At 31.2% G+C, this 16741-nt stretch carries 13 protein-coding genes; 8 read left to right on the forward strand and 5 right to left on the reverse strand.

Features of this window, described 5'->3' with window-relative positions:
* Window positions 1-224: 224 nt before the first annotated feature.
* From OM075_RS22380 to OM075_RS22405, 6 genes are all read left to right on the forward strand, one after another.
* Window positions 225-1400, forward strand: coding sequence for an aspartyl protease family protein (locus tag OM075_RS22380; RefSeq protein ID WP_301192789.1), 1176 nt, complete (start codon window positions 225-227; stop codon window positions 1398-1400).
* Between the two features lie 232 nt (window positions 1401-1632).
* Window positions 1633-2490 (forward strand): AraC family transcriptional regulator, encoded by an 858-nt coding sequence (locus OM075_RS22385; protein WP_301192790.1) that lies wholly within the window; start codon window positions 1633-1635, stop codon window positions 2488-2490.
* An 8-nt stretch (window positions 2491-2498) separates the two neighbouring features.
* Window positions 2499-2762, forward strand: a complete 264-nt coding sequence (locus tag OM075_RS22390) for a zinc ribbon domain-containing protein (protein ID WP_301192791.1) — start codon at window positions 2499-2501, stop codon at window positions 2760-2762.
* 4 nt (window positions 2763-2766) lie between these two features.
* Entirely contained in the window at window positions 2767-3537 is a 771-nt protein-coding gene (locus OM075_RS22395; RefSeq protein WP_301192792.1) for an N-acetyltransferase, read from the forward strand.
* Window positions 3538-3638: 101 nt separating this feature from the next.
* On the forward strand, window positions 3639-4856 hold the full coding sequence (locus OM075_RS22400) for a S41 family peptidase (RefSeq protein WP_301192793.1): 1218 nt from the start codon (window positions 3639-3641) through the stop codon (window positions 4854-4856).
* A 17-nt stretch (window positions 4857-4873) separates the two neighbouring features.
* A complete protein-coding gene (locus tag OM075_RS22405; protein WP_301192794.1) occupies window positions 4874-5644 on the forward strand; it encodes a carboxypeptidase-like regulatory domain-containing protein in 771 nt (256 codons plus the stop codon).
* Window positions 5645-5731: 87 nt separating this feature from the next.
* Here the strand turns inward: OM075_RS22405 and OM075_RS22410 are convergent, their stop codons facing one another.
* The 4 genes from OM075_RS22410 to OM075_RS22425 form a co-directional block, all read right to left on the reverse strand.
* On the reverse strand, window positions 5732-8383 hold the full coding sequence (locus OM075_RS22410) for a TonB-dependent receptor (protein ID WP_301192795.1): 2652 nt from the start codon (window positions 8381-8383) through the stop codon (window positions 5732-5734).
* Window positions 8384-8590: 207 nt separating this feature from the next.
* A complete protein-coding gene (locus OM075_RS22415; RefSeq protein ID WP_301192796.1) occupies window positions 8591-9601 on the reverse strand; it encodes a FecR family protein in 1011 nt (336 codons plus the stop codon).
* Window positions 9602-9650: 49 nt separating this feature from the next.
* Window positions 9651-10220 carry a hypothetical protein gene (locus OM075_RS22420; protein WP_301192797.1) on the reverse strand — a complete coding sequence of 190 codons (570 nt, stop codon included), beginning with the start codon at window positions 10218-10220 and terminating at the stop codon, window positions 9651-9653.
* Window positions 10221-10316: 96 nt separating this feature from the next.
* Window positions 10317-10898, reverse strand: coding sequence for an RNA polymerase sigma-70 factor (locus OM075_RS22425; RefSeq protein WP_301192798.1), 582 nt, complete (start codon window positions 10896-10898; stop codon window positions 10317-10319).
* 483 nt (window positions 10899-11381) lie between these two features.
* Here OM075_RS22425 and OM075_RS22430 point away from each other — a divergent pair, with 483 nt between their 5' ends.
* The gene (locus tag OM075_RS22430; protein ID WP_301192799.1) at window positions 11382-12641 is read left to right on the forward strand and encodes a PQQ-binding-like beta-propeller repeat protein; all 1260 of its coding nucleotides are present in this window, start codon (window positions 11382-11384) and stop codon (window positions 12639-12641) included.
* Between the two features lie 104 nt (window positions 12642-12745).
* Here OM075_RS22430 and OM075_RS22435 read toward each other — a convergent pair whose 3' ends face one another.
* Window positions 12746-13519: an outer membrane beta-barrel protein gene (locus tag OM075_RS22435; protein ID WP_301192800.1), complete on the reverse strand. Its 774-nt coding sequence runs from the start codon at window positions 13517-13519 to the stop codon at window positions 12746-12748.
* Window positions 13520-13914: 395 nt separating this feature from the next.
* Here OM075_RS22435 and OM075_RS22440 point away from each other — a divergent pair, with 395 nt between their 5' ends.
* Window positions 13915-16608, forward strand: coding sequence for a DEAD/DEAH box helicase (locus OM075_RS22440; protein WP_301192801.1), 2694 nt, complete (start codon window positions 13915-13917; stop codon window positions 16606-16608).
* Window positions 16609-16741: the final 133 nt, after the last annotated feature.

The following is a 16741-nucleotide window of genomic DNA, read 5'->3' on the forward strand; positions in this document are numbered from 1 at the left end:
TCTGTAAATCCTGTCCATACTTTATTTTTTGACAGGATTAACAGGATAAACAGGATTAATTTACTTTGTAAATATGTTCTGCGATGAGGATCGTATTGATAATCGTTTTTTATATTAAGCAATATAACATTTTATTTATCTTAGTAACTATTCTAACAACGACAGTAAATTAATTATAAATGTTGTAATAGAATTTTATCAATCTCAAATCTTAACATAAAATTATGAAAACAATTTTTCTGCTTTTATTTATTCCCATATCTATTTTTGCACAGAATCCTATCCATAGTTTAAACTATGGAACTATATCTCCTTGCAAGTATAATGAAGAAATTCCTTTTGATTTCTTTCAAGGTCATATTATTATTAATGTAACAATTGAAGGAAAGTCTTTTCGTTTTATGATGGATACAGGTGCAGCAACAGGTATTTCTGCAAGTTTATATGATGAATTAAAACCGCCAGTATTTGGCAAAATAGAAATTTCAGATGCTAACAATGAAAAAGATAGTACAAGAGTTACTGTAATTGAATCACTCAAACTAGGTGATATTACATTTAAAGATGCAGCAGCTATAGTTTACAATGATAATCTTATTTTTGATTGTTTTGAATTGGATGGAGTGTTAGGAAGTAATTCTCTACGAAATTCTGTTGTTCAGTTTGATTATCCTAATAGAATTATAAAAATTACTGATTCCCCCAAAAAATTAAACTTAAAGTCTAAATACGCTCAACAAATGGATTTAAGTCCGTTTCAAAGTAATCCATATTTTTATCTCTACATCAAAGGAAAGCAAACCGGTAAAGTGCATCTGTTATTTGATAGCGGAATGGATGGTTTGTTGGATATTTCATTGAATAATTATCATGCTTTTAAAGAACATGATATTTTTGAAAAGGTATTAAGTTCTAATGGTAATAATACAATAGGCTTTTATGGTTTGACAGATGATACTATGCATTATAAAATAAATATTAAAAGTATGGTGTTCAAAAAAATGGAATTAAATAATATAACAGCAAATACTACAAAGGATTTAGATACAAGAATAGGTGCTAAAGTATTACAATATGCACTAGTTACTTTAGATTATAAAAACGGTAAAATTTATTTTGAACCAAATGGTAATGATCTACAAGATTCTTATGTACCTAAGTTTCCTTTGGAGCCAGATTATAAAGAAGGTAAATTTCAAATAGGATTTATTTGGTGTCCTGAAAAAGTTCCAAATATCCACAAAGGTGATGAAATACTATTTGTAAATGATATCTCGTGTAAAGATAAATCCATGTGTGAGGTATTTAATTTGATGCATAGTTTTAGCAGCGATGAAATGAAGTTAGTTACATTAAATGAAAGCGGAGAGGAATGTATTTCTATAATTAAAAAGGAGTAATGTTTAATAAATTGATGTTTGATATAATGTATTTGTTTTCTCGATTTAAGAACAATCCACTTATATTTCATATTTAAAATTAGCAAGAACGGACAAGTTCGAAAATTCGAAAAAACAATACATTTGTTAAGAACAATATTTGAAATGAAACAAGCCACAAGAGCATTTCTTATACAAGAAGACGTTTATATTTTGGGAGTTGTATCTGACCTTAAAAATAAAATGTAAGCCGATGAAAGAGGAAACTAAAAATGAATACAGTAAAGCGGTAAATCTGGCCATTGATTATATCAATCAAAACATAAATAATTCTATCGATTTAAAAAATATTGCTGATTATACCGCTATTTCAGAGTTTCATTTTCACCGAATTTTTAAGGCCTTTGTAGGCGAATCTGTGGGAGCATATATTACGCGGTTACGTATTGAAAATGCAGCACAAAAATTACAGCTTTCCAATGATACTTTAACTGAAATTGCATATAACACGGGTTATCAATCACAGCATTCGTTATCAAAGGCATTTAAACGACATTTTGGTATTAGTCCTTCAGCTTTTAAAAATCTTCAAACATATTTTTCAAAGGGAATTTCTCATTCAAATAACCAACAAATTGAATTGAATCCACAAATAATTGATGTTGAAGAAAAAACATTAGTTTACATCCGTATTATAGCTAAATATGGCTCAATAACAGATTATCAGGTGGCCTGGCAAAAATTAGGAGAGTATGCCAAGCAACAAAACCTGATACGCAGAAACAGTGAATTTATAGGATTAAGTTTTGATGATCCGAATATTACAAATGAAGAGCAATGTAGATTTTACGCTTGTATTTCAACAGAAATATCAATAGAACCCAAAGGAGAGTTTGGTATTTATAAAATCAATGGAGGTAAATTCGCCATGTTTACCCTAAAAGGCTCTTATTCGGGTTTAAATAATTTATATCAGGCCATCTATTTTCAGTGGTTATCGCAATCCAATTACACCCTCAGGAATAGTGTTTCGTATGAAAAATATCTTAATCATCCTGATAACGTAGCAGAAAACGATTTATTAACAGAAATTTATATACCCATTAATTAATACAAATTATGAGTAAGCAAAACAAAATTTGCCAAAGTTGTGGAATGCCCATGAGTAAGGATCCTCAGGGCGGAGGAACTAATGCGGATGCATCTAAAAACACCACCTATTGCAGTTACTGCTATCAGGATGGACAATTTTCATTTATCGGTACAGTGGATGAATTCCAGGAATCGTGCAGAAAGATAATGATAGAGAAAGGACATAATCGAATTTTATCGTGGCTATTTACCAGAGGAATGAAACGTTTAGACCGTTGGAAAAACAATTAGAAGCATGGAGAAAATAATTACCCTTAATCAATTGAATATTGATAGCGAACATATTTGTTGCGCCATTTCAGATAAAAAATGTAAAGAGAGTTACGAATTGAAAAAAGACTGGCTCCGTAAAGAATTTGACAACGGTTATATCGTTAGAAGAATTGATGCCAGAGCTAAAGTTTTTATTGAATATGGTCCTGCCGAAAAAGGTTGGGTTCCTGTACATGCTTCAAATTATCTTTTAATAAACTGTTTTTGGGTATCTGGTCAATATAAAGGTAAAGGATATGGAAAAGAGTTATTACAATTAGCTATGGAAGATGCCAGAACTCAGGGCAAAAACGGATTAGTAACTGTGGTGGGTACAAAAAAGTTTCATTTTATGAGTGATACCAAATGGCTTTTAAAACAAGGTTTTGAAGTTGTTGAGCAACTATCAACGGGCTTCAGTTTGCTTGTTAAAAAGATAAATGAAAAAGCCAAAAATCCGGAGTTTAATGAGTCTGTGAAAAATGAAGACAGTATTGATAAAGAGGGTGTAGTGGTTTACTACTCTAATCGCTGTCCTTTTTCTGAATATCATGTAAAAACATCTCTTATCGAAACTGCAGAAAAAAGAAAATTACCATTGAAGATTATTAAGTTGGAAAGTATGGAGCAAGCGCAGACTTGTCCGTCTCCGGCCACTATTTTTAGTTTGTTTTACAATGGAAAATTTATAACTACCGATCTAAGTATTTGCATGGATAGCAGGTTTGATAAAATAATGGATAAGGTTTTATAATACATTAAATAGTTATTGTTTATATCTGTTTTATTATATTTAACCCCTGTAATTAACTCTTACTTATAGTTCTCAGACTATAAAAACCTGATAAATAAATTATGATTAAAATTATTGTATTGTTTGCATTGATGATTTCTGTATATACCACTATCAATGCAAAAGAAAAAATCGTTAAACAATTAACAACAGATCAAAAGTTAGCTGAATTTGATAGTTTATTTATACAATTAAAAGATGTCTTTCCTTATTTTGGAGTAAATGAACGACGACATGGTGTGGATTGGTTAGCGAACTACCAGCTTTATAGGGATAAAATTGCTCATACCAGTAATGATAAAGAGTATTTGGCACAAATTGATAGTATTATGCGTGATTTAAATTCAGTGCATGCAGACATTTATCCCACAAGAGCATACAAATATTATTTACATGCCTATAGGTTTGCTAATATGCTGACTTTTGGTGCTTTTAAAGGTTATACCAGAGAATTGCGAAAAAGCGTAGCTAAGGAAAACTACTCATATTGGCAGGCTTTATATAAAGAACTTCATCCTCCTAAAGTAAAAACAGATTTAAATTTAAAAGAAGATCCTAATGTTCGTTGTGAATTGAATGAAGATAGTAGTATTGCAGTTATAAAAATTAAATCATTTGATTTTGAACTCAAAAAAACAGATAAAGATGTCATTCTTGGTTTCTATAATCAATTAGATGGTTATAAAAATCTTATTATAGATATACAAGGTAACGGAGGTGGTTTTAGCGGATATTGGCAAGATGTACTTGTTCCGTTTTTATCAGATACTACCATAACATACAAAGGAAATTTAGCATATAAGGATACACCTAAACTGTTAAATTTTATAAAAGCTGATAAAAATGGTGAAGAATATCATTTAGACAGCATACAATATCCAAAACTACCACCAGAGGTAATACATGATAACTATGCTTTTTCAACTTTGGATTTTAATATCAAACCTGATAAAAAATCTGCCAATTATAAAGGAAATATATACCTGCTTGTAGATCATAATAATTATTCTTCTACAGAAGCGTTTGTAAATTTCTGCAAAGTTACCGGGTTTGCAACTGTTGTTGGCGAAACAACCGGAGGCGATGGAATAGGTTCAGATCCTTTTATGTTTACATTGCCTATTAGTGGTATTGTTGTTCGATATCCGGCTATTATGGGTCTTAATCCTGATGGTAGTTCAAATGATGAATTTGGAACAACTCCTGATATTATACTTAATGGTAGTTCCAAATCTGAACGATTCAAAGAGTTAAATGATTATATCATGAATCATAACTAATAATAGCAAACCTAATTATGAATAAGCTAAACTCGTTTGTCCTAATAATCATACTTTTTTCCACAACACTTCTAAGCCAAAACAAAGTTCGTATATACGGTCACGTTACAGATTTTAATAATAATCCTGTGGATAGTGTTTCAGTATGGCTAAAGCAGAATATCGATTCGCTTGAATTAAAGAATAAGGATAAAATATTCGAAAACAGTCATGAAACATTTACTGACAGTACCGGATATTTTTCTATGGAAGTGGAGCCAGGAACCTATTATTGTTTGTATTCCATAAAGGAAGTAGACTATGGTAAAACAAAACTTGAATATTGGGCTTGGAATATTCCTGTTTATAAGGATTTAGAGATCAATCCACAGTACGATCGAATAGAAATTTATGGAATAAGTGGTTTTGAACCCAAACGCGGTCCGTTTAACTCCTATAAAATATATTTCAGACCGATGAGTTTAACCAAAGCGCACAATTTATCCAAAGAAACAAAATCAGATACTATTAATATTGCGCCAAACGAAATAACCGAAGAAGAACTTACTGTAAAAGTTAACGGAACAGAATCGAAAATTGTAGCGATTGATAAAATTAGGGAGTACACACGCGATGACCATTATATGTTTGCCTATATGATTCAAGTACTAAAACCACTAGATCCCTTGCCTACTTTTAATTCGGAACAATTGGTTGATGAATATGATAAAATATCTGTTATTCTGCATTCTTCTGAAACAAATGAATATGGTAAAGGAGAGTATTTTATAAAGAAAATAGGGAAATAAGAATTGGCTATGTTTTATAAAAAACGATATAATAATCTCCTATATATTTAATATATGTAGGAGATTATTTACTTTAATATTAAATGTTTAAAAACTAAACTTATACGAAATTGCCGGCATTATGCCATAATCAGAATATAGATTTGTATTGTTATAGCCACCTTCTGAATATTGATTAATTCCTTCATTTACAGACTCGTTAATTCTATTATAAACATTGTAAACATTTACACTCCAAACAGAATGAAATCTTCGGTCTTTTTTCTTTTGGTTTTCATACACAAGACCAACGTCTAATCGGTGATAATTATCCAAACGATATTGATTAATATGATTAATATCAAAAACCAAAGGAGGCCAGCTTTTATAATTTAAAGATGCTGGTGAACCAGTACTGTATAACCAACTTAAATTTAAATGTAAATTTTTATTGATATAATAGTTAGCATTTAAAGCCAGGTTATGTGGTCGGTCGTAATTTGATTTATACCATTCACCCATATTTATATTATCCGCTTGTCTTAATGATCTTGATAAAGTATACGAAATACTAGCATTTACTTTTTCCTTATTCATGCGTCCGTAAAACTCTAAACCATATGATTTACCTTGCGAAGAAACTAAACTACTCCATAAATTTACTGTTAGGTTTTCATCAGATTTATTATTAAAATAACTCAAGTTGTTTTGGCTTTTTTTATAATAGGCTTCTACGCTGTAGGTGAAATCGGATGTTTGTTTATTATGAAACAAACCTAATGATACTTGATCGCTAATTACAGGTTTGTTGTATGATGTACTCGGTGCCCAAATAAAAAAGGAACTACTGTAATAGCCAACATATGAAATTTGATGCATATTTTGTTCCATATGGTTGTATGATAATTTAATATGGTTATGTTTTATACGATAGCTCATAGCAAAACGAGGTTCTAATGAACCATGGTTGTAGTATGTTATGCCTAATACGTTATTATTTATTTTGTCAATTTCAGGTGACGCTTCCTGTGAAAAATAGAAGGTTCCTCTTAAACCATAGTTAATACCGAGATTTTGATCAATTTTTAAATGATGATCTATATATATAATTGATTCAAATGATTCAGATGAATCATCAATCCCTTTTTTTAAGGTAAAGGTATCATTAGTATTAAATTCATGTAGAACAGTTTTACATCCAAATTTTAACGATTGATTGTTGTTTATCTGGTATTGATAATCATGATTAAAACCAATATCCAAATTGGTTCCTTTAATGTAATAATAGTCCTCATTTTCCATATCCCAATTATAGTTATAAGCACTAAAAAAGAAAGAGGTATTTACGAGCCAGTTTTGATTAAAATTGTTAACCCATGACAAACTTGATCCAAAAGTATACCAGCTATATTCTCTGTTGTTGTAGTTCATATATTCGCGAGCATAATTATGTTCTTTATAAAAATCATAGATCTTTTTATAATTATACTTTTTATAATCTCGTCCATAATATAATGATAGAGCCAGTTGTTGTTGATCATTTATTTTATAGTGCAACTTTGTGTTAAAATCGCTAAAATTCCAACTTTTAATTGTTCTATCATTTAACCGTTTCCATTCCATATTGCTACGTCGTAAGGATACTAAATACGAAAGCTTGTTTTTAATGATAGGGCCTTCCGCAGCTAGGCGTGTTGCTACAGTACTAATACCACCGTTTAAATGAAATTTGCTTTTATCCCCATTTTTCGAAGTAATATTAAGAACAGACGAACTACCCCCACCAAATTGAGCCGGTATTCCACTCTTATATATACTCATATCCTGAATAATATCCGGATTAAAAATGGATACATCAGCCAGGTGATGGGATATATTATACATTGGGCAATGATCAAACAAAACCATATTTTCCCCTGAGGAACCTCCACGAACACTAAAACCTGTACTTCCTAAATTTATTCTTAAAATTCCGGGTAAATAAAACGATGATTTAATAATATCAGGCTCAGAATAAGTGAGGGGTAAGGAATTAATATCATTTAAACTGATTGTATTTGCTCCTTCAACGTTATTATTTATCGAATCTGGATTGGTTGTTGTTGAAACAATAACCTCGTTAAGTAAAGTTTCTTGCTCAGGAAGTTTAATATTTAGATGAAAATCTTCATCCTGATCAATATTAATATCAGTCGATTTATATCCTAAATACTGAGTTTTTAGGGTAACAGAATGCGATGGTACGTTTAATGAATAGTACCCATATTGGTTGGTTGTAGCTCCTACATTAGTTCCCATCATAAAAATTACAGCACCTATAAGATATTCCCCAGTAATAGAGTCTGTAATAAAACCGCTAATATTAATTTTATTCAGCGGATTCTTACGAATACTTACTGCAATAGATTGATTAAATATCTGAAATTTTAATGTACTTTGTTTTCTAATTTCTTTTAATGTATTACCTAATGATGTTTCAGTTAAATGCAGATTTAATACCTGATGTAAACTATCAATAGCTAAATCATCGTAAATAAAACGATATTCGCTTTGTTGTTCAATAAGGTTGAATACATTTTGAGGACTCGCTTGTTCAACATTAATATTCAACTTAATATCATTATTCTGTTGTGAATAAGAATAATAACTTTTTATAAAACTAAATACTATAATAATACTGTATTTAACAAAGGATATTAAAGGATATTTGCTATTCATTATTTTCTCATAATAGCTTGCAAAAATAATTTCATTATTCATAAATTCTCTTTTTAAGGAATGATTATTCGTAATATTTTATTTATCAGATTGATGTTTTTCTGTCATGTTATTACCAATGTTTTGGCATACAATTTCCATTACAGCCATATATCATGACTATTTAAGTGCATTATTTAAATGATTGTTGTATTATTATCCAGTATTCATAAGTAATTTAGTGAACTCTGGTTATTTTACGGATATCAATTAATGGTTTGGTTTGTATATAATGATTTGATCTTCAGATTTATATTCAACTTTAAGGTTATGAACAAAGCATATTGAATTAATAATTTCAGATAAATTTTTGTTTGAATATTCTCCCGTTATAATCAGGCTATTAATGTTGCTATCATTTACTTTTATTTGTACATGATACATGTTTTGCAAATCAGTAATTACCTGGTATAATGGTGATTTATTATAGTAAAAGGATTTATTTATCCATTGTTTATGTTTTTCAGAATCAACTTGCTTTACATTTACCAATCCGGTTTGTTTATTAAAAACTAATTGCTTATCAGGAGTTAAATAAAACTCATTTTTGTTACTCATGTCTGATACATTAACTTTTACTTTCCCTGTGTTTACAGTCACTACAGATGTTATTTCATTATTAAATGAACGTATGGTAAAAGAAGTACCCACCACTGTGATCATCATTTTTTCTGTTTGAATTGTAAATGGGTGGAGTTTGTCTTTTGCCACACTAAAAAAGGCCATACCCTCGAGTGATAAATCACGGTTTTGCTTATTGAAATTTTTTGATACAGTTAATTTACTGGTAGAACCTAATGAAACTTGTGATCCATCAATTAAATCAATATCCTGTATCTGGCTATATTTGGCCTCATAAGTATCATTGTTAAAGGATTTAATCTGGTTTTGAATCAACCAGCCTATACCAATAATCAAACATGCTACAGCTGCCCATCTTATTAATTTGTAATTATTAATGAATCTGGTTTTAGATTCCTTATGATCCTTAATTAACAATAGAGCCTCTTCTTTATGTGTTGCAGATAGATTATTATTACCCTTTTCAAGCGATTGATTCCATAGTTCTTGCCATATATCGTTATACTTTTCAAACTGCTTGTTGTCAGAAAACAGGTTATACACTCTATTAAACTCCTGCTTGTTGCACTTGTTCTGTAAATATTTAAATATTAATAATCTCATTTGTGTATCGTCTGTTTTTTGATTACCAGTAGCCATCTGAAAAATATATTGATATTGCTAAAATCTGCTAATGATTCTTTTATAATTAACGATTAAATCTATATCCAATTCTTAAATGTACATTATATAAAACATAGTTTTCGTCTTGGTAATAACCAGCTTGTTTTGCAAAAACATGCTGATAACCTATTCCAAAACCTGTTTCAAAATTAATATGTTTACCAATGCTTCTTCTGATACCCCAGGTAGGAACAATTGAAATATCACTTATAATACTGATGTTACTGTAATTTGATATAACAAACCAATCTGGGTGATAACTTGTTTTTAGTGAAAGGAAATTACCTGTGTTTCCATCAATACGTTTGGTTTTTCTTTCTCTTTTATTTAGATTGTAATAATAGCGAGGCTCCAGGGTTAATACCGGAGTCATTAAAAAGCCTGTTTTCTCGTAAAAGGTTCCTCCCCATATTCCACTGTCAAACCCTATTTCACTTCTCAGTGCCAATGACTTCGATAGAAAGGCCTCATTATGCCCCCAAATTCCTAAAATGCCAGTTTGAATACCATATACTGATTTTTCAACACTTGCACTTTGTGATTTAGCAATGAATGTAAGTTGTATAAAACAACAGATCAAAATATACTTTCTCATTTGTGTATTTAATAATTAATAATATTAATGTTTTTAAGATTATGTATTTGTAATACACCTAATGAAAGGGCAGGGACTATGTATATTTTAATTTTTTTACGAAAAAAGCCATAAAAGAAGTATAATTGTGCTTTTACTATTGTTATTTTTTGATTCTATAAATCTCTTAATCTGCGAGATAGAATCTACCATGTGGTTTTTTACTGTATTTTTTGAAATATTTAATTCAGTAGCAATTTCTTCATGAGTTTTACCAAATCTGCGACTCATTTCAAATATTTTTTTCTTCTGGTTGGTTAGTGAGTTTATGGCGTCATTTATTGTTTTTAAAAGCTCATCGTGTTCTATACTTTCTTCCGTATAGCATTTACCAAACATCATTTCATCCCATATCTTATCCTTTAAATACTTTTTATTGTTATTGTCTTTTCTGATGTAGTTTAAAGTAGTATTCTTAGCTATGGTAAAAAGGTATGAGGAAAAGGACTGATCGGTATTAATATCTTTTCTGTTTAGCCAAACACTTAAAAATACTTGTTGGGTTATGTCTTCAGCAATATCCTCAAGTTTAATTAGTGATTTTACAAAATTGATTAGTGCTGGTTTAAATTCGCAATATATTGAGCTAAAAGCTTCTTCATTTCCTTTGGATAATAGTATAAGGGTTTGTTTTTCCATTTAGTTAAAGTCCTTAATAAGTAATATTTTGTTTATAAAGAACAAATATAATTTTTTAAAATACAATCATTTCTGTTTTAAATATGAATTTGTTTACTCTCCTAATGCAGAATCAAATAAAAAAACATCAAATTCAAAAATATTATATGCAGACTCAAATGTGCGATATTTTTAAAGTCTGGGTATAATATCTTTAAATATGATTTTTAACAATAACTAATAACAAATCAAGCAAAGTAATTATGAATCAGTCATTACGTGGTAAAATAAATATTTAGTCTTAAAAGAGGTTCTAGGACATAAATTTTTTAGAGATGTAATAGCGTATTAAGAAATATATACGTTCAAAGATATTGTTACAGCTAATCCATTCGTAATAGTATGCATTAATCTGTATAAAGGAATCTCTTTTTATTCCATATGCTTATTTATTAGTAAAACTTGAAGAATTCAACTTTCGTAACCAGAATAAATATTTTAAATATGATTAGAAATAATTTTTTACCCTTGTTGTATGTGTTAGTGATAGCAGTTATTGTGACATCATGTAACAAAGATGATATCAAAGCCCTAATTACAGAATCTAATGCTACGGTTATTCAATTAAACTCAAGTGACTATGACCCTATAGGAGTTCCAATTGTGCTGGATAATGATGATTTTATTATTACTTATAGTTCTGCTGATAATCCTTATGAAGTGATCATTCATCGTTACAACAGAAAAGGGGAGATCAAATGGACTAGTAAAGTAGAGGAAATACCAGCATGTCCAATATTATATAATGATCAAATATATTTTGCATGTGCCAATTATTTGTACGCCTTAAGTGCGGATGATGGTAGTTTAAAATGGAAATATAAATTAACTAATGAAGGAGTTGATTTAACAAAAATAATATACAAACCATGTATAAATTCTGAAGGAAACATAGTAGTATGTAGAGATTCGTATCTATTTGATTACGATACTGCAGTTCCTGCTAAAATGGTTTGTGTTACACCTAGAGGTACTTTAAAATGGGAAAATATATTTTATGCAGAAGATGCTATTGATAATCGTTATACAAAAATGGCTGCTCCTATTGCCACTTCAAATGGTATATATTGTATAGTTCAATATTCCGAACACAATAAATTGATGTCATATATCAAGCGAATAAATGCAACAGATGGTCATTTAATTGCATACAATCTTTTTTCTGATTATTATGGATGCAGATTACACTGTACAAATAATAATGGTGATGTTTTTATGAGCGGAAATGATGATTTAAACCAAGAAACACTTTTTTATTCTCTTACTGCTTCATTAGGAACAAAATGGAAAAAATCATTCGGTGATAATCCTTTGGTTAGTAGAGCTGTAATAGATAATGGTGGAAATGTTTATGTTGGTGTAGCTGATGGTTATCTACATAAATTTTCGTCTTTAGGAAATGAAATTTATGCATCAAACCTTGAAAGAATTTTTGTTGGCGGCGAGATGCTTATTGCTAATGATGGTAATATTTATAAAGGAGTAATTAATCCGGAAAAAATTGATGTAAATACAGGCCAGTCTACTACTATTCCATTAAACTCGGTATCGGTTTCAGACATTTCAATGCTGAGCGATGGTACAATTATTTGTGCGGGTATGGATGAATTGTATTTGGTACCAACATCAGGCAAAGGAATATCAACTTCGGCTCAATGGGCATCTTTTGGAGCAAACCCTGGAAATACTAGTTTTCATGAATAAAATGATGAATTGGAATATTTGTTAAGTAGAATTAAATAATAATAGTATTATAGGTGTTAATAGTTGTGTAGAAAAATTTATTAGCACCTATAATTATACTAAAATTACGAGTGTTTTGAAAAGTCAATTTTTAAGCACACATTATGTACTCTGCTTTTAAATTTTATTTGATCAGACTGTGAGTTGTTTAATAAACCATAATCATAGCTGTAAACGATACAAAATCTTCCAATGCCAATCCCTCCTCCATAAACCAGGTCATAGTGAAAAGCTTTGAATGCATCATCTCTACCAACTTTAATATCACTATTGGGTAATTCTTGCTTTATTTTTCGAACGTTATCGGGTATACTTCCATTGCCAATGGAAGATCCTCCTGTACGATAATTATCAGTTGTTCCATTGAAACATAAGCCTAATTTGTGGCCTAAGGAGGCATATAGTTTAAATTTACGGTTTAATAAATAGTAGTTAAAAACCATAGGTACTCCAACATAAGGCATTTTATAAGAAAAATTATATGATTGTTTGGAGCTATAATGCCATTCTGGTACTCCATTCTTATCCAATGGTCCGGATTCATCTATATCGATATTTTCATTACGTTTAAAACCTTTGTTTCCCATGGTAATACCGGATTCTAAGCGTAAACTTTTCCAAACTCTAAATTCAAGGAATATTCCTAGATTATAGGAACCCGTACTTTTAAAATTGGTATTGAAAGAAACAGATCCTAAACCATCTAAATTAACTGGAGAAGATTGATCTTCATAAGTCAAAACTGATCCGCCTCCATATATACCCCATTTAATTTGCGCATTAGAAGAAATGGTAAATATTAAAGCAAGTAGGGTAATTAGGATAATTTTTGTTTTCATTAATTTAGAACGTTTTAGTTAAATGTTTAATACTATCTGTAAAAATAGCATTTATAATAAATTCAGTATAGTTATATTTTTTTAGAGTCTTTAATAATATAAAGTTAGAGTGAAATTGTGATAGCATTGATTCTGTATAGAAAATAAGAATAGCAACTTAAAATTTTAGTTGCTATTTGAAACCTTATTGTTTTTATCTAAACAATACTTTTTATATTTAAATGATCCTGCATTATGGTATCACAGCTTTTATTGAGTATTCATCTTTTATTCTTGTAAAGAATCTTTTTCCCGTATTTCTAAAAACATAAGCATTCAGTAAAGAAATAAAACCATAATCATTCCTTCATCATCAATTAAAATTTAATTTTGTACTCCGGTAAAAATAGAGCATGATGAGTAAAGCGGTATCCCGAATCATACAAAAACATAATGAACGAATAATTGCAACAAGGAGTTTAAAAGAGCGTCCGGCAAATTTTGTTGATGCACCTGAAAATTTACATCCTGAATTACAAAACTGGATGAGTAATAATGGATATCAAAAGCTTTATTCGCATCAGTTTGAAATGTTTGAAAAAGCATATTCAGGCAAAAGTGTAGTGATAACAACGGGTACAGCAAGTGGAAAATCTTTGTCGTTTTATTTACCTGTTGTGCAGCGTATTTTAGAAAATCCTGCCCGAAGAGCGATATTTATATATCCTACAAAAGCCTTAACTAAAGATCAGTACCGCAATATCAAAGAGTTTGTTGCATTCTTTGGTGAAAACAGAATACAAGCAGGAGTTTATGATGGTGATACATCACCTAATGAGCGTAGCAGGATTAGGGAGCAGGCCAATATTATTTTGACTAATCCGGATATGATTAATGCAGGCTTTTTACCCAATCATAATAAGTACGGATTTGCGCATATATTTGCCAATTTAGATACCATTGTCATTGATGAGTTGCATGCATACAGAGGAGCCTTTGGTTCACATGTATCCAATGTATTCAGACGCTTGTTGCGCATTTGTGATTACCATGGAAATAAGCCTCGTTTTTTATGTAGTTCTGCAACAATAGCTAATCCGCAGGAGCTTGCAGAGAATGTATGTCATACTCCATTTGAAATTGTCAATCAGGATGGTTCACCAGCTCCGGCTAAACATATTCATTTCTTTCAGCCAGAGTATTTAGAGGAAGCCCAGCGAAAAAAATCAGTGAGTGAAGAACTTAAAGTAATTCTTCCTGAATTGGTGTTTTCCGGAGTCAGATCTATTACTTTTTGCCAATCCAGAAGAGAATCAGAAATTGTAACTAAAGAAAGTCGTGATATATTGTCATCTGATCCAATGCAGTACGGTATTAATATGTCTGATAAAATTTCGGCATACCGTGGTGGTTATACGCCTATTGAAAGGGCTCGTATAGAAAAGGATTTGGTAGATGGTACATTGTTGGGAGTAGTATCAACCAATGCCCTTGAACTTGGGATTGATATTGGTAGTCTTGATGCAGTTATCATGGGAGGATTTCCTGGTACACGAGCAAGCTTTTGGCAGCAGCTTGGGCGTGCCGGAAGGAATGGCTCTGAGGCTCATGCTATCGTTATGTTGAAGGAGAAACCTTTGGACCAATACGTGGGAAAAAATCCGGATTGGCTATTACAGGCGGAATCTGAGAATGCCATTATTGACAGGGATAATTTATACATTCAATTATCTCACATTAGAGCAGCATCAGCTGAGCTTCCACTAACCATTGATGATGTAGCTTCATTCCCTGATTTGGGAGAAATTATACCTTTATTGGTGAAAGAAGGCGAATTAATAGAGCAAAATAGTACATACCAGTGGAGTGGAGATATATCACCTGCTCATGAAATAAGTCTGCGTAACATAACTGGCGACACCATTAAGGTGGTGGATATGGAAAAGGAAGAGACCATTACCATTGTGGATATAATTCAGGCTAAAAAGGAATTTTACCCGGGAGCTATCTATCTTCATGATAGTGTTCAGTATAAATCTATTCAGCTTGATCTGGAGAGTAAAACAGCCTTTGTAAAAGAAGTTACTTCCAATTATTATACAGAGCCTCATAAACCAGGAAACATAGCGGTTATTATGGAGCATGAGCACGAAAAGGAACATCGTATTAACAGATTCTTTGGAGATGTAAAGGTTACTGTATTGGTTACTGGCTTTAAAATGGTTGAGTTTAATACACATCAAAATCTAGGATATACAGATTTAGCTGAGATTCTACGTACTGAGATGGAGACAGAGGCTTGCTGGATTGAAATACCAGATAACGTAGTTCGAACTTTTGTTGCCACAGGAAAAGCACCGGCCCTGGAACCGGAAGCACCATCGGCAAAGGTGCCAAGATTTGATTATAGTGAAGGTTTGGTGCATTGCTTAAAAGCTGCGGCATCAATGCTTGTTATGGCAACAGATAGTGATTTAGGTGGTGATATTTTTTCTTTTGTAGATGAGGAAACTAAAAAATCGAAATATGCCATTGTGTTGTATGATGGATACCCGGGAGGACTAGGATTTTCTGAAAAGGTATTTGATTATCTGGATAAGATTATTCAGAATGCAGGGACTTTTGTTAAAAATTGTGGCTGTAAAAATGGTTGTCCGGTTTGTGTGGGAGATCACAGAATTGATAAACATTTGATTCTTTGGGCACTTCGAAATTTCTACAAAGAATTGGCTTCACCGATGTCCGGAATAATTGGAGAACGCCTTGATAGGCAACAAGAGACTTCTCTGCCTAAAATGAAATGGGAAGATGTGAAGACGAAATGGTCAGAGTTATTAGATCGTTTTCAAAAGGAAGATCGATTTGGAGGTAAGTTCTTAAAAGAGGTTATAAAGGTGGAGCAATCCGCAGAAACCCTTAATTTATATTTCCCTACGGGTATCTTAAAGATAGCTAATAATGAAACGGTTATAAAGGGTGTAAAAACCGAGTTAAATATTGTTGTGGATGTACCGGAACATTATACCCTGATCTTTAGAGCAGGAGAGGAAATAGACTATCGTAAGGAGTTGAAAATACGCCGTATGATGGGAGGGGAGAAGAACGAATAAATGATTTGAATATCAACAACAAATGGCGAACACCCTTTGCTTTTAGATAATACCCTTTCAGGGCATTTAATTAATTGATTAAATATTTACCTAAAGTCCTGAAGGGACGTAATCAAATAGCGTAGGGTGCAAG

This window comes from Plebeiibacterium sediminum, assembly GCF_026013605.1.
GTDB classification, from domain to species: Bacteria; Bacteroidota; Bacteroidia; order Bacteroidales; family Marinilabiliaceae; genus Saccharicrinis; species Saccharicrinis sediminus.

Coding starts and splice junctions, on each gene's coding strand:
- OM075_RS22380 (WP_301192789.1), top strand. CDS start 225: ATGAAAACAATTTTTCTGCTTTTATTTATTCCCATATCTATTTTTGCA.
- OM075_RS22385 (WP_301192790.1), top strand. CDS start 1,633: ATGAAAGAGGAAACTAAAAATGAATACAGTAAAGCGGTAAATCTGGCC.
- OM075_RS22390 (WP_301192791.1), top strand. CDS start 2,499: ATGAGTAAGCAAAACAAAATTTGCCAAAGTTGTGGAATGCCCATGAGT.
- OM075_RS22395 (WP_301192792.1), top strand. CDS start 2,767: ATGGAGAAAATAATTACCCTTAATCAATTGAATATTGATAGCGAACAT.
- OM075_RS22400 (WP_301192793.1), top strand. CDS start 3,639: ATGATTAAAATTATTGTATTGTTTGCATTGATGATTTCTGTATATACC.
- OM075_RS22405 (WP_301192794.1), top strand. CDS start 4,874: ATGAATAAGCTAAACTCGTTTGTCCTAATAATCATACTTTTTTCCACA.
- OM075_RS22410 (WP_301192795.1), bottom strand. CDS start 8,383: ATGAATAATGAAATTATTTTTGCAAGCTATTATGAGAAAATAATGAAT.
- OM075_RS22415 (WP_301192796.1), bottom strand. CDS start 9,601: ATGGCTACTGGTAATCAAAAAACAGACGATACACAAATGAGATTATTA.
- OM075_RS22420 (WP_301192797.1), bottom strand. CDS start 10,220: ATGAGAAAGTATATTTTGATCTGTTGTTTTATACAACTTACATTCATT.
- OM075_RS22425 (WP_301192798.1), bottom strand. CDS start 10,898: ATGGAAAAACAAACCCTTATACTATTATCCAAAGGAAATGAAGAAGCT.
- OM075_RS22430 (WP_301192799.1), top strand. CDS start 11,382: ATGATTAGAAATAATTTTTTACCCTTGTTGTATGTGTTAGTGATAGCA.
- OM075_RS22435 (WP_301192800.1), bottom strand. CDS start 13,519: ATGAAAACAAAAATTATCCTAATTACCCTACTTGCTTTAATATTTACC.
- OM075_RS22440 (WP_301192801.1), top strand. CDS start 13,915: ATGAGTAAAGCGGTATCCCGAATCATACAAAAACATAATGAACGAATA.